Source organism: Shimia sp. CNT1-13L.2, from assembly GCF_024331145.1.
Classification (GTDB): Bacteria; Pseudomonadota; Alphaproteobacteria; order Rhodobacterales; family Rhodobacteraceae; genus Shimia.
On record NZ_JANDJO010000005.1, the window covers coordinates 49599 to 62611 of the forward strand.

A 13013-nucleotide genomic window follows, 5' to 3' on the forward strand; every position below is an offset into this window, starting at 1 on the left:
TCGTTGACTTCGCTGTTACCGCAAGCAGCGGCACAGGTCCATGCCGCGTTTTGCCCTACGACGGTTCAGCCCCACATTCGGGGCAACCCTGCACTCAGGTCTTTCTGAACGTCAGATAATGCGCTGTGCGCCCCTCGCGGAAAGCCTTCTGCTCATAGCGGGTGGAAATCCAGTCATCCCACGGCTCGCGCCAATCTGCGGGGCGTTCGGCCAGCCATTCAAATCCCTGCTGCGGCACCTGCTCCAATGTCTGGCGCACATAATCGGGAATGTCCGTGGCCACCCGAAAGATCGCGCCTTTCTTCAGAACCCGCGCCAGCGGCGCAAGGTGTTCCGGCGTCACGAACCGGCGGCGGTGGTGGCGCTTCTTGGGCCAGGGATCGGGATACAGCAGAAAGGCCCGCGAGATGCTCTCGTCTTCCAGCACGTCGAACATGTCACGCGCATCCCCCGGATGCACACGGATATTGTCCGCACCGGCATCGCGGATCTTCCCCAGAAGCATGGCAACGCCGTTGATATACGGCTCACAGCCGATAATGCCGACATCCGGATTCTGGACGGCCTGATGCACCATGTGCTCACCCCCGCCGAACCCGACTTCCAGCCAGACATCCTTGCCGCCGAACAACGCCCCAAGGTCGATCTTCTCGCGCTCGGGGTTCTCTTCCCAGCTCACCTTGCCCGGGCTCAGCCCTGCCAGATCCTCGTCAAGCCAGGTCTCCTGCGTCTTGCGCAGACCCTTGCCCTTGAAGCGACCATAAAAGTTGCGCCACGGGGCGCCCGAGGGGTGTTGACCGTTCGTCATCGTTCTACCTGTGCAAATCCGGGAGGCATGTGCCCGTTTGCGCCGCCCCAGTCAAGCTCTGCCGAAGATCCTGCGCAACAGGAACATGCCCGGAATGGTCACGATATACATGGTGATCCCGTATACCGCAGCGGGCACCGCGAACTCGGGGATACCGCCCACCTGCGCCACAAGACCGGCCACCGTGATGCCCAGCGCGGCGTTCTGAACCCCCATCTCGACCGAGATACAAAGCCCGTCCGCGCCAGACAGCCCGATCACCCGCGAGATCACAACGCCAAGCACCAGAAGGATCGCGTTGATCGCCATCAACAGCGGCCCCAACAACGCCACGTTCTCAAGGAACAGCTGCCAGTTCGTCGCCAGTGCCGCCACAACGATCACCACGAACAGGATCAGCGCCACCCGCGTCACCGTCGGCTCTGTCTGATCCGCGATTGATCCCGCAAGAAACCGCGCCAGAAGGCCGATCAGCACAGGGATCGCCGTAATCGCGAACATCGAGAAGGCAATCGCCGTCACGTTCAGATCCGGCGCCGCCGCCCCCAGAAAGGCATCCGAAGCCCATCCCACCAGTACCGGCACCGTCGCCACCGACATCAGGCTAACGACTGCGGTCAGGGTAATCGAAAGCGCCACGTTGCCCCCCGAAAGCTTGGTCAGGATGTTCGAAGTCACCCCACCGGGGCAAAAGGCCAGGATCATCACACCAAAAGCCAGCGCAGGCGGCAGGTTCACCAGTTGCAACAGCCCATAAGCCACCGCAGGCACCACGCACACCTGCAACACGATCCCCGACAGCGCCGCCTTCGGCATGGCAAACACCCGCCCGAAATCGGCAAACGTCAGGCCATAGCCCAGCGAAAACATGATGAACGCCAATGAAAGCGGCAAAGCCACGTCAAGCAACATGTGATTTCCTCCCTGTTCCGGAACAACCTGCCACAGGAAAGCAAAAGGGCCAAAGCATTCCGCCACGGAACACTCTGGCCCTCAATGTCAGGTTGTCTGAAAGATCAGACCGCTTTTTTCAGCGCCTCAACCAGATCGGTGCGCTCCCAGCTGAAGCCACCGTCGTCGCTGGGGTTACGGCCAAAGTGACCATAGGCAGCGGTGCGCTGGTAGATCGGCTTGTTCAGACCAAGGTGGGTCCGGATGCCACGCGGGGTCAGGTCCATGACCTGCGGGATCGCGGCCTCGATGTCACGCGCTTCAACCGAACCGGTGCCATGCGTGTCGGCATAGATCGACAGCGGTGCCGAAACACCAATCGCGTAGGACAGCTGGATGGTGCATTTCTCGGCCATGCCAGCGGCAACCACGTTCTTGGCAAGGTAACGCGCGGCATAGGCTGCCGAACGGTCAACCTTTGTCGGGTCTTTGCCCGAGAACGCACCACCACCGTGCGGCGCGGCACCACCGTAGGTGTCCACGATGATCTTGCGGCCGGTCAGGCCCGCGTCGCCATCCGGGCCGCCAATCACGAACTTGCCGGTCGGGTTCACGTGCCATGCGGTATCCGCAGTCACCCAGCCCTCCGGCAGGGTTTCAAGGATATAGGGTTCGACAATCGCACGGATGTCATCCGAAGACAGCGCCGCATCAAGGTGCTGGGTCGACAGAACGATCGAGCTAACGCCAACCGGCTTGCCGCCTTCGTAAACCACCGACAGCTGCGATTTCGCATCCGGGCCAAGCGCCGGCTCAGTGCCGTTCTTGCGCACTTCCGCCAGACGACGCAGGATCGCGTGGCTGTACTGGATCGGGGCGGGCATCAGCGCCGGGGTCTCGGTCGTGGCATAGCCGAACATGATGCCCTGGTCGCCCGCGCCCTCATCCTTGTTGTCGGCCGCATCCACGCCCTGCGCGATATGCGCCGACTGCTCGTGCAACAGGTTGGTCACTTCCACGGTCTCGTGGTGGAACTTGTCCTGCTCATAGCCGATGTCCTTGATACAGGCCCGCGTGATCTCGTCGATGCGGTCCATGTATTCATGCAGCTTGTCCTGGTCAGACAGACCAACCTCGCCGCCAATCACCACGCGATTGGTGGTGGCAAAAGTTTCGCAAGCGACACGCGCCTCGGGCTCTTCCGCGAGGAAGGCATCCAGCACCGCGTCGGAAATGCGGTCGCAAACCTTGTCGGGATGCCCCTCGGAAACCGACTCCGAGGTGAAGGTGTAGTTCTGTCTGCTCATGAGATGTGCTCCATTAGAAATCCGTCGCCACGCCAGGAAGCCGTTGTGACAACACCATCTGAGGCCTTACGCGCCAAGTTGGAATAGGTCAATGCCTATTGCGTATAGCGATCCCAAGCAAACCGGCATTGAGCAAAATCAAGATCACCATCAGCGGCATGTCCCCCGTCCAGCTGTAAAGCGTCGCCGCACTTGCCGTGGGCAGGGCGATATCAAGGTGTCCATGCGTATTGAGCGGCAGGAAATCCAGCACCCGCCCGCGCGGATCAATCACCGCCGACACCCCCGTATTCGCCGCTCGCACCAGCGGCAGCCCCATTTCAATCGCCCGCACCCGCGCCTGCTGCAAATGTTGGAACGGCCCCGAGAAGTTCCCGAACCACGCATCATTGGTAATCTGCAACAACAGGTCGGGCCGCTCTTCCACGGCAAACACATCCTGCGGGAACACCACCTCGTAACAGATCAACGGCAGCGCCTTGCCGACGCCCTCGATCTCGATCAGCCGCGGTCCACTGCCAGCCGAGAAACCGCCCCCGTCCCGCGCCGCCATGCCATGAATGCCAAACCGCGCCATCAGGTCGCCAAAGGGCACGTATTCACCAAAGGGCACAAGGTGGTGCTTGTCATAGACATCCGCCACGGCACCATCGCGCCCCATCAGAACCGCCGCGTTGAAAAACCGCTGACCGTCGATACGGTTCATCCCCAACACCACAGGCACCCCCTGCGCCGCCGAGGCAATCGCGGCCATCGAATTCGGTGCACGCCCAAGAGGCGCGGGCACCGAGGTTTCCGGCCAGACAATCACATCTGGCCGCTCTGGTCCGGCCACTGTGCCAAGGATCGCGCGATCAAAGAACCGCTGCATATGCGCCGGGTCCCACTTCTCGCGCTGCGGTGCATTGGGCTGGATCACCCGCACGACCGGCGCATCCTCGGCAATCAACGTCCCCTGCGGCACAGGCCACAGCCCCGCGATCAGAACTGCTGCCCCGATCACCGACACCGCCCGCACCTGCATCCCAAGCGCCAGCGCCGCGAACATCACGAGGTTCATCCCGTGTGACCCGACAAGGGCAGCGCCCTGCCCCAGCATGCCATCTACAAGTACGTAGGAGGGCATCGCCCACGGAAACCCGGTGAACAGGTAGGCCCGCAAAAGCTCCATCCCAGTCCAGGCCACCACCAGCAACCAAAGCGACCGCCCTACCCCGCGCGCCAGCGCAAAGGCCCAGCCCCAGAACAGCGACATACCCACCGCCATCAGAACAAGCGCAAAAGGGGCCATCCACCCGTGCCGCGCCAGATCAACAAGGAAAGGTTCTACGATCCAGTGCAGCGCCACCGCGAAATACCCGGTGCCCAAGGCAATCCCTGTCCAGAAGGCCTGCCACACCCGCGTTGTCCGGGCAAAACACAGCATCGCCAGAGCAAGGCCGACAAAGGTGAAAACCGGCAGTGCAAACGGCGCCTGTCCCAGCGCCGCAATACCACCCAGTCCAAGGAGAAGTGCGAACCTGTGGCGCGGCGTGCGCTCAGCCCACCATCGCGCCACCCGGCTCTCAGCCATCCTGCGCCTCGGTCAGTCGCACCCTCAGGCGCTTGATCCGGCGCGGGTCTGCGTCCACCACCTCGAACTCGGTCCCGTCCGGATGCGCCACAACCTCGCCCCGCGCAGGCACATGGCCCGACAGGGTAAAGACCAGCCCGCCAAGGGTTTCCACATCCTCGGCATCCACCTCGTCATGGGTGGTCAGGTGGCGTCCGATTTCGGCCTCGAAATCCTCCAGCGGCGTCTTGGCAAGGGCCAGATAGCAGCCGGGCATTTCCTGCACCCAGTGCTCGGCCTCGTCCACGTCGTGTTCGTCTTCGATCTCGCCGATCACCTGTTCGATCAGGTCTTCGATGGTCACAAGCCCATCCACGCCGCCATATTCGTCGATCACCAGCGCCATATGCCGGCGTTCGGTCTGCATCTTGGTCAGCAGCACGCCAATCGACATCGACGGCGGCACGAACAACAACGGGCGCAGCATCGCCTCAAGGTCAAACGACCCGCCCGACCCGTTGAATCCGTGGCGCAGCGCCACGTCCTTGAGGTGCGCAAATCCGCTCGGCGTATCCAGCGTGCCCGAATACACAGGCAAACGGGTAAACCCGCTGTCCCTGAATATCTGCACCAGCTCTTCCTTGCTGATGTCATCGGGCACGGCAACGATGTCGGCTTTGGGGATGGCAACGTCCTCAACCCGCATCCGGCGCAGGTTGATCATGCCATGGGTCTGGGGGCGCGGCGTGTCCGCGGTCTCCTGGGGCTCGATATCATTTTCGTCAGAGGCACCCAGCGCCTTGACGATCCGGCCAAAGAAACCGGGTTTCGATTGTGTTGGGGCCAAAGGCTGCGCGCTCAGCGCTGCGTTAGAAGACCCGTCGGTACTGTCGCCCATTTTACCTTTCCATCAAGGGGTTTGCCCCCGGTCACTCTCTATATGGGTCAGGAAGACCCATTTTGCCAAGTATCACGCTTTCGATCCCCTCCATCAGAGTGGCATCAAGGTCACGGATATGGTCATACCCCAGCAAGTGTAAAACCCCGTGCACCATCAAATGTGTCACGTGATCGGCCACGGGTTTGCCCGCCGCCTCGGCCTCGCGCAGACAGGTGTCATAGGAAATCGCGATATCGCCCAGCTCTTCCGGCATGCCTTCAAACGACACCTCTGGCCGCTCGGGCACCCCGCCATCCTCTTGCGCGCCGCGCTCTTCCGAAGGCCAGCTCAACACGTTGGTCGCCGTCGGCTTGTCGCGAAAATCCGCATTCAACTCGGCAATCCGCGCATCATCACAGGCCAGCACCGCAATCTCGAAGTCTGCCGCGTCAATCTCCAGATGCGCCAAAGTCGCCTGCGCCGCCGCTTCGGCCAGCACCTCGAACCCCAGCACCTGCCAGCGGTCATCCTCGAAAATCGTATCGGTCAGCATCCAGAGCCTCTCTCGGTGGCGCACAAAGGCACGCCCCCTTGCGTCCTACAAATCCGAGGCAGCCCCTAAGCCTTCTGCGCGCGCTTCGCCATCTCTTTTTGCGAGTCCGCGTCATAGGCTTCGATGATCGCCGCCACCAGCGGGTGACGCACCACGTCCTTGGCGGTGAAATAGTTGAAGCTGATGTTCGGGATCGACTTCAGCAGCCGCTCTGCATCGGCAAGCCCCGACGGCACCCCGCGCGGCAGGTCAACCTGGCTGCGGTCGCCCGTGATCACCATGCGCGACCCTTCGCCAAGACGGGTCAGGAACATCTTCATCTGCATGGTCGTGGCATTCTGCGCCTCGTCCAGAACAACAAAGGCATTCGCCAGCGTCCGCCCCCGCATAAAGGCCAGCGGCGCAATCTCGATCCGCTTTTCCTCGATCAGCTTGGCCAACTGCTTGCCCGGCAGGAAATCGTTCAGCGCATCGTAGAGCGGCTGCATGTAGGGATCGACCTTATCCTTCATGTCACCGGGCAGATAGCCCAGCTTCTCACCCGCCTCCACGGCGGGACGCGACAGGATGATGCGATCCACATGCCCCTCAATGAACATCGCTACCGCAACGGCCACCGCCAGATAGGTCTTGCCGGTCCCGGCAGGGCCAATCCCGAACGCCAACTCGTTGTTGAACAGCGACAGCACATAGGCCTTCTGCGCATCCGTGCGCGGCTCGATCAGCTTCTTGCGCGTCTTGATCTCGACGGGGCCACCCTTGAACATCTCAAGCTGGTCGCCCTCGCGCGCGCCGGTGCCCTCTTCCGAGCCCCCCATGCGGATTTCGCGATCAATATCGCCATGTTCGACCGATTTGCCACTTTCCAGCCGCTCATACAGCGCCTCAAGTACCTCAACGGCCTCTTTCTGAGCCGTTTCCTCGCCATGCACGGCAAGCTGGTTGCCACGGCGCACGATCTGTACCGAAAGTTTTTGTTCAATGTCTGCAAGGTTGCGGTCGTACTCTCCGCACAGGTCGATCAGCAATCTGTTGTCCGGAAATTCGACCAATACCTCGGCTGGATTTTCGGATGCGGGCGGCGGGGTCAGAACACCAGTGGCCAATCAACTCTCCTGTTGGCAAACGTCTTTCCAAAATGGTGCCAACTCGCGCGCGGATACGCAAGCCGCGCGGCATCACTTTTCACGGAAAGGTCACAAAAAAGACCGCGTGTCGAAACACGCGGCCTTTGGAATGGGAAGCACCAGACATCAGATCTGGTCTTTGAACGCCGAGCCCTTCTTGAACGGCCCGGTGGCGACGCCCGGAGGGGCCGTTCCCGAACAGACCGGCTTGCCATAGGGGTCAAGACGCTGCGAGAGATACCCTTCGACACCGTCGTCAATGATCCAGTGGTCACAGCCGTTCGGATCAACCCAGATACCGCCTTTCAGCTGGCTCAGGTGCTTGCTGTCAAATCCGCGGTCGACGGTTTTGTCGACCTTGTTGTCACAGGCCGCAACGGCGGCAACTGCCCCAACCAGAAGAAGTCCACGTACAAGTTTCATTTCAGTGTCTCCTCAGCGGATGCAGATGATTTCAACGCGGCGGTTCTGCGCCATGCCACCGGCGGACCGGTTCGACGCCCGCGGCATCCGCTCGCCATAGCCACGCACGTCAATCACGCGCGCACCTGTCGAACGGGCGATCTTGGCCACCGCGTTGGCGCGGTTATAGCTCAGACGCATGTTGTATTCGTCGCTCGCGCGGCTGTCGGTGTGGCCCGCGATGATAAAGGCCGAGGCGGTCGCGTTCTGGAAGAACTGCGCCAGGCGCTGGCGGTTCGCCGAGTTGATCGAATACCGGTCGGTTGCAAAGAACTGATCCGAGTTCATCACGCCGCAGACATTGCCGCGACGGCACACCGGAATACCCTGACGGTTCACGTGGGGCGTCATATAGCCCTCGACACCATCGTCCATCACCCAGTGTTCACATCCATCCGGATCAATCCAGACTGTCGGCACATACTCCTGACCAAGAACGGTCCGCGTGTTCTGTGCAGCTGCGGGCTGAGCAAGAGACACCAGCGCCAAACAGATGGCTGCCGCTCCTCCCAGTGTGGCCCGCGCCTTCTTAATCGTCTTGTTCGCCACAGCAATATCCTCGCCATACTCTGGTCAACTGCGGCTGGAAAAAGCGCAGTTAGACCCTAATCTTAATGGCCCCTACTGTAGCAAATTTAGAGAGTCTGTGAAGAACTATTCACAACATCTGGTAGGTTAATGTGGCAACATTGTGTTTCCGCGCCCGCCGAAACAGCGGTTTTCACAGATCATTAACCACCGCTTAAACAACAACCGCGCGCAGGCCGCGCGATTGTTTCCAGCCCGCGATCAATCGCCGATCACTTCGCCCTTGAGCGAGTTGGCACCGCTTTCCACGATTCTGACGCGCTTGAGATCGCCAACCGCTGCATTCGCATTTGCCACGTGCACCGCATGCAGATAGTCGGACTTGCCCACCATTTGGCCTTCGAAACGGCCCGCCTTCTCGAACAACACACCCACCTCGCGGCCAACCATGCTGTCCTGAATCTCGCGCTGCTGCTTGGTGATCAGCGCCTGAAGGCGATACAGGCGATCCGAAGCCTCGGCATCATCCACCATCACGCTATCCCGTTCCGCCGCCGGCGTGCCGGGACGCGGCGAATACTTGAAGCTGAACGCCTGCCCGTATTTCACCTCTTCAATAAGATCCATCGTGTCCTGGAAATCCGCTTCGGTCTCTTCCGGGAAGCCAACGATGAAATCACCCGACAACAGGATATCCGGACGCGCGGCTCGGATACGTTCGATCAGCTTGATATAGCTCTCCCGGTCATGGCTGCGGTTCATCCGCTTCAAAATCTTGTTCGATCCCGACTGCACCGGCAGGTGCAGATAAGGCATCAGCTTCTCACAGGTTCCATGCGCCTCGATCAGGTCGTCCATCATGTCGTTGGGATGGCTGGTCGTAAAGCGGATGCGCTCAAGCCCATCCACCTTGTCCAGCTCCCAGATCAGCTTGGCCAGCGACCACGCGCTGCCACCGGGACCGGCCCCGTGATAAGCATTCACGTTCTGCCCCAAAAGGGTGATCTCGCGCACGCCCCGCTCTACAAGGTCACGCGCCTCGCCCAGGATCCGCTCAACCGGGCGGCTGACTTCGGCACCGCGGGTATAGGGCACCACGCAGAAGGCACAGAACTTGTCACAGCCTTCCTGAACCGTCAGGAAGGCGGTTGGCCCGCGCTTGGCCTTGGCACGGCCCTTCAGCTTCTCGAACTTGTCTTCCTCGGGGAAATCCGTGTCCAGCGCCTTTTCGCCACCCTGCGCCTTGGCTTCCATCTCGGGCAGACGGTGATAGGCCTGCGGACCAACCACGAGGTCAACCAGCGGCTGGCGCCGCATGATCTCTTCGCCTTCCGCCTGCGCCACACAGCCCGCAACCCCGATTTTCAGGTCCGGCTTCTCGGCCTTCAGGCCCTTGAAACGGCCCAGTTCCGAATAGACTTTCTCTGCCGCCTTCTCGCGAATGTGGCAGGTGTTCAGCAGGATCATATCCGCGTCTTCCGGGCTTTCGGTGGTCTCGTAACCCGCCCCGCCCATGGCCTCGGCCATGCGCTCGCTGTCATAGACGTTCATCTGACAGCCATAAGTCTTGATATAGAGCTTCTTCGTATCGGCCATGTGCCCGGTCCCATCGCGGTTTCAGGGCGCTTCCCTACATCAAAAAGGGTATGGCTTGCAATGCACGACGATTTCCCCGAATCTGTCGCCAATAAGAGCAGAGGCATTCATGAAATACGGTTCCCTGAAAGAGTTTCTGGACACGGACACCACGACCCTGGCCAAGGGTCCGGTCGCCCTGATCTTCGCCGAAGACCGGATCGAACTGGAAACCACGCTGCGTCATCACCTTGAGCTTGGCTTCAAGGCAGTTCTGGTGTTCATGCCCGACGCCTACACCCTGCCCGAAGACATCGCTGGCCGCGTGATCCGCATCCGTGAAGACCGCCCCACTGGGCAGGTCATGATCGACACCGTGAACACCATCATCGAAGCCGCGCCGGGCATCTGGCTCTACTACTGTTTCAATGCCGAATACCTGTTCTTCCCGTTCTGCGAATCGCGCAACGTGAGCGAAATGGCCACCTTCCACATGGAGGAACGCCGCTACGCCATGCTCACCTATGTAATCGACCTCTATGCGAACGACCTCGAGAGCTACCCCGACGCCGTCTCGCTGGATCACGCGATGCTCGACAAATCGGGTTACTACGCCCTCGCCCGCCCCGACACGGCCAACCACAACCACCCCAAGGAACGGCAACTCGATTTCTTCGGCGGCCTGCGCTGGCGCTACGAGGAACACATCCCCGCCGAACGCCGCAAGATCGACAGGATCTCGCTGTTCATGTCCAAGCCCGACCTGCAGCTGCGCCCGGACTTCACCTTCAGTGACGAGGAATACAACACCTACAGCTGCGAATGGCACAACAACCTGACCGCCGCCGTCTGTTCCTTCCGCACCGCCAAGGCGCTCAAGACCAACCCGGGCAGCACCTTCGACATCCGCTCCTTCACCTGGCACAACTCCGTGCCATTCGAATGGCACTCCCGCCAGCTCCTCGACCTCGGTCTAATGGAACCGGGACAGTGGTTCTGAATACAGCCTCCTAGCAAATGGGCGAAGTGATCTACATTTTGGGCTGCATGCTACTCGCTCCGCTATGGTGGTGCCCGGTGATCGTGTCTTTCCTACGCAACAAGGGACGCATCACTCAGAACCCCTACGCGTTGTGGTTTCTTCTCGCTCAATGCACGGCTTTCTTGGGCGCGACCACATGGTTTCTCTACACGCCGTTTAGCACCGGCATTCTTCTATTCCCCCCGAGCACCCTGTTTGTAATCGGTGTTCTCTTCGATACAACAAGAGTCTTTCCGGCTCTGATTTGGACCTTCCTCTTGTCGTTCGGCGCAATCGTGCTTGGCGCGGCATTCCTGACCAGAAAAGCACTTGGCTGGAAACTCGGCATCTTCTGGCCCCTGATCGCTATCGCGGCCTTTTACTCCGCCCTCTGGGTTGCCGATCAGACTCTAAATCGACACATAGAAACGAAGGCCGTCGAGTTGCAAGCCGAGAGACTTGTTCGGAAAAACGTTTTCGAAATCCTGTCGGGCTACGGAAAGGAATTCGGCCAGCCACCACATGCCATCGCCATGATTGACGGGTGTTATGTGCATTTCAGCTTCCAAAAAAACCGCTTCGAGCCCTTTTACGGCTTACCCAATCCGCGCGATTGTGTACCTGCAAAACCAGAATAGACCAACGTTCCCCTAAGAACGTTGGTCTCAACAAAACACCCCAAGCCGTTTCCAAACGGCTTGGTAAGGCCTTTCGAAAGGCCTTACCCCCTTCAGAACCGCACCAACACCGCGCCTGCGCGACCGCCGGCTTCCACCGCCTCATGCGCCTTTGCGGTCTCGTCTGCCGCAAAGACCGTCTCGACTGGCACCTCCAGGGCACCATCGGCAAGCGCGCCGTTCAGGCGGCCAATCGCCGCCGCACGTTCGGCATCGGGCAGGATGTAGATCAGCACGATATCCAGCGTCAGCGCCTTGAACAGCATCGGCCCGAAGGGCAGTTCAGGCGCCATATCCTTGGCCGACCCGTAGATCGCCACCCGCGCGTTCGGGGCCATCACCTCGGCCAGCATGCCTGCATTGATACCGAACTCCACCTCGACCGCCATGTCGATCAGCGCGCCCCCGTTCGCGGCCAGAACATCCGCCGCCAGCGTCGCGCTGCGATAGTCGATCACGTGATCCGCCCCAGCCCCGCGCATCCGGTCGAAATCACGCGGCGATCCGGTCGCGATCACCGTCGCACCACCCCATTTCGCAAGCTGCAGCGCCAGATACCCAACGGTGCCCGCACCGCCGTTGATCAGCACCGTCTGGCCCGCCACGTCGCCAGCGCCAAACACGCAATGCGCCGCTGTCAGGCCGGGAATACCCAGAACCGCCCCCACCTCCAGCGAGACACCCTCCGGCAGGGCCACCGCCTGCGCCGCGGGCAGGGCAATATACTCTGCCGCCGTGCCAAAGGCCCGCTGCCACTGGCCGTTCCAGATCCACACGCGCTCTCCCACGCGGGCGGGATCAACGCCCGCGCCCACCGCTTCGATCACGCCAGCGCCGTCGCTATGCGGCACGATCTCCGGAAACGCCGGTTTGGTCACACCGGGGCGCGTCCCCGCCCGCGCCTTGCAGTCCGACGGGTTCACCCCCGAAAACGCCACCCGCACCAGAACCTCGCCCTCCGCGAGGACAGGGGTGGCCATATCTTCCAGGCCAAGGGCCGTCTCTGCCGATCCGAACGCACGGTAAACAACTGCTTTCATGGGAAACTCCTCCTGTTGGGCGCACCCTTGCACGCCCCTTGCGGACTGCCAAGACGGACGCGGCGTTCCGCCTCACCGAGCGCAACAAAAAAGGGACGCCCAGCGCCCCTTCCCATCGCAAATCCGCGATCACATCACTTGCGACGCAGGCGGATCACCACGTCGACCTTGGAAATCTCGGCCCCCTCCGGCACGTCAGGCAGGCGCTGAATCTCGAGCTGCTCGGCCGGTGCATCGGTCAGCACGCGATCATCTTCCCAGAAGAAATGCGGGTGGTCATGGGTGTTGGTATCGAAATAGCTCTTCGATCCATCCACCGTGATCTCCTGCATCAGACCGGCATCACAAAACGCCCGCAGCGTATTGTAAACCGTTGCCAGCGAAACACTTTCGCCGTGTTCACGCGCATCGGCAAACAGGCTCTCGGCGGTCACATGGCGGTCCATCCCGTCGCCAACAAGCAGCGAAGCCAGGGCAACGCGCTGTCGCGTGGGGCGCAAACCGGCCTTGGCCAGCCAGTTGGTTCCATTGTCGATCGCTTGCGTGGTCATGCGGGCTTTCCTTTGTTCACACGCCAATATAAAGCCTCGCG

At 60.9% G+C, this 13013-nt stretch carries 14 protein-coding genes and 1 riboswitch; of the genes, 2 read left to right on the top strand and 12 right to left on the bottom strand.

Annotation, left to right across the window (positions count from 1 at the left end):
• Nucleotides 1-94 precede the first annotated feature (94 nt).
• From trmB to miaB, 10 genes are all read right to left on the bottom strand, one after another.
• Nucleotides 95-808, bottom strand: coding sequence for a tRNA (guanosine(46)-N7)-methyltransferase TrmB (gene trmB / locus NNA36_RS12090; RefSeq protein WP_255107315.1), 714 nt, complete (start codon nt 806-808; stop codon nt 95-97).
• A 51-nt stretch (nt 809-859) separates the two neighbouring features.
• Nucleotides 860-1786 (bottom strand): bile acid:sodium symporter family protein, encoded by a 927-nt coding sequence (locus tag NNA36_RS12095; RefSeq protein WP_369681662.1) that lies wholly within the window; start codon nt 1784-1786, stop codon nt 860-862.
• A gap of 38 nt (nt 1787-1824) precedes the next feature.
• The gene (gene metK / locus NNA36_RS12100) at nt 1825-3006 is read right to left on the bottom strand and encodes a methionine adenosyltransferase (RefSeq protein WP_255107318.1); all 1182 of its coding nucleotides are present in this window, start codon (nt 3004-3006) and stop codon (nt 1825-1827) included.
• A gap of 6 nt (nt 3007-3012) precedes the next feature.
• Nucleotides 3013-3061, bottom strand: a riboswitch (SAM-SAH riboswitch).
• A gap of 33 nt (nt 3062-3094) precedes the next feature.
• On the bottom strand, nt 3095-4579 hold the full coding sequence (gene lnt, locus NNA36_RS12105; RefSeq protein ID WP_255107320.1) for an apolipoprotein N-acyltransferase: 1485 nt from the start codon (nt 4577-4579) through the stop codon (nt 3095-3097).
• Complete coding sequence (locus tag NNA36_RS12110; RefSeq protein WP_255107322.1) at nt 4572-5456, bottom strand: hemolysin family protein; 885 nt, start codon at nt 5454-5456, stop codon at nt 4572-4574. The genes lnt and NNA36_RS12110 overlap by 8 nt, the downstream gene beginning before the upstream one ends.
• Before the next feature lie 31 nt (nt 5457-5487).
• Nucleotides 5488-5991, bottom strand: coding sequence for an rRNA maturation RNase YbeY (gene ybeY / locus NNA36_RS12115; RefSeq protein ID WP_255107330.1), 504 nt, complete (start codon nt 5989-5991; stop codon nt 5488-5490).
• 65 nt (nt 5992-6056) lie between these two features.
• Complete coding sequence (locus tag NNA36_RS12120) at nt 6057-7097, bottom strand: PhoH family protein (RefSeq protein WP_255107331.1); 1041 nt, start codon at nt 7095-7097, stop codon at nt 6057-6059.
• Between the two features lie 147 nt (nt 7098-7244).
• On the bottom strand, nt 7245-7541 hold the full coding sequence (locus tag NNA36_RS12125; protein WP_255107332.1) for a hypothetical protein: 297 nt from the start codon (nt 7539-7541) through the stop codon (nt 7245-7247).
• A gap of 12 nt (nt 7542-7553) precedes the next feature.
• Nucleotides 7554-8075, bottom strand: a complete 522-nt coding sequence (locus NNA36_RS12130; protein ID WP_255107858.1) for an OmpA family protein — start codon at nt 8073-8075, stop codon at nt 7554-7556.
• Between the two features lie 294 nt (nt 8076-8369).
• Nucleotides 8370-9704, bottom strand: coding sequence for a tRNA (N6-isopentenyl adenosine(37)-C2)-methylthiotransferase MiaB (gene miaB, locus NNA36_RS12135; RefSeq protein WP_255107340.1), 1335 nt, complete (start codon nt 9702-9704; stop codon nt 8370-8372).
• A gap of 109 nt (nt 9705-9813) precedes the next feature.
• Here miaB and NNA36_RS12140 point away from each other — a divergent pair, with 109 nt between their 5' ends.
• Complete coding sequence (locus NNA36_RS12140) at nt 9814-10683, top strand: glycosyltransferase family 2 protein (RefSeq protein ID WP_255107342.1); 870 nt, start codon at nt 9814-9816, stop codon at nt 10681-10683.
• 17 nt (nt 10684-10700) lie between these two features.
• Nucleotides 10701-11342 (top strand): hypothetical protein, encoded by a 642-nt coding sequence (locus tag NNA36_RS12145; protein WP_255107344.1) that lies wholly within the window; start codon nt 10701-10703, stop codon nt 11340-11342.
• A gap of 92 nt (nt 11343-11434) precedes the next feature.
• On the opposite strand, the gene NNA36_RS12150 is transcribed toward NNA36_RS12145, so the two are convergent.
• Together NNA36_RS12150 and irrA are read right to left on the bottom strand one after the other, a co-directional pair.
• Nucleotides 11435-12421 (bottom strand): NADPH:quinone reductase, encoded by a 987-nt coding sequence (locus tag NNA36_RS12150; protein WP_255107346.1) that lies wholly within the window; start codon nt 12419-12421, stop codon nt 11435-11437.
• 134 nt (nt 12422-12555) lie between these two features.
• Nucleotides 12556-12972 (bottom strand): iron response transcriptional regulator IrrA, encoded by a 417-nt coding sequence (gene irrA, locus NNA36_RS12155; RefSeq protein WP_255107347.1) that lies wholly within the window; start codon nt 12970-12972, stop codon nt 12556-12558.
• Between the last annotated feature and the right edge of the window lie 41 nt (nt 12973-13013).

Bases quoted from the DNA above. Each gene is read 5' to 3' on its own strand.
- NNA36_RS12110 (WP_255107322.1), bottom strand. From the start codon at position 5,456: ATGGGCGACAGTACCGACGGGTCTTCTAACGCAGCGCTGAGCGCGCAG.
- trmB (WP_255107315.1), bottom strand. From the start codon at position 808: ATGACGAACGGTCAACACCCCTCGGGCGCCCCGTGGCGCAACTTTTAT.
- ybeY (WP_255107330.1), bottom strand. From the start codon at position 5,991: ATGCTGACCGATACGATTTTCGAGGATGACCGCTGGCAGGTGCTGGGG.
- miaB (WP_255107340.1), bottom strand. From the start codon at position 9,704: ATGGCCGATACGAAGAAGCTCTATATCAAGACTTATGGCTGTCAGATG.
- irrA (WP_255107347.1), bottom strand. From the start codon at position 12,972: ATGACCACGCAAGCGATCGACAATGGAACCAACTGGCTGGCCAAGGCC.
- metK (WP_255107318.1), bottom strand. From the start codon at position 3,006: ATGAGCAGACAGAACTACACCTTCACCTCGGAGTCGGTTTCCGAGGGG.
- NNA36_RS12140 (WP_255107342.1), top strand. From the start codon at position 9,814: ATGAAATACGGTTCCCTGAAAGAGTTTCTGGACACGGACACCACGACC.
- NNA36_RS12145 (WP_255107344.1), top strand. From the start codon at position 10,701: ATGGGCGAAGTGATCTACATTTTGGGCTGCATGCTACTCGCTCCGCTA.
- NNA36_RS12150 (WP_255107346.1), bottom strand. From the start codon at position 12,421: ATGAAAGCAGTTGTTTACCGTGCGTTCGGATCGGCAGAGACGGCCCTT.
- lnt (WP_255107320.1), bottom strand. From the start codon at position 4,579: ATGGCTGAGAGCCGGGTGGCGCGATGGTGGGCTGAGCGCACGCCGCGC.
- NNA36_RS12125 (WP_255107332.1), bottom strand. From the start codon at position 7,541: ATGAAACTTGTACGTGGACTTCTTCTGGTTGGGGCAGTTGCCGCCGTT.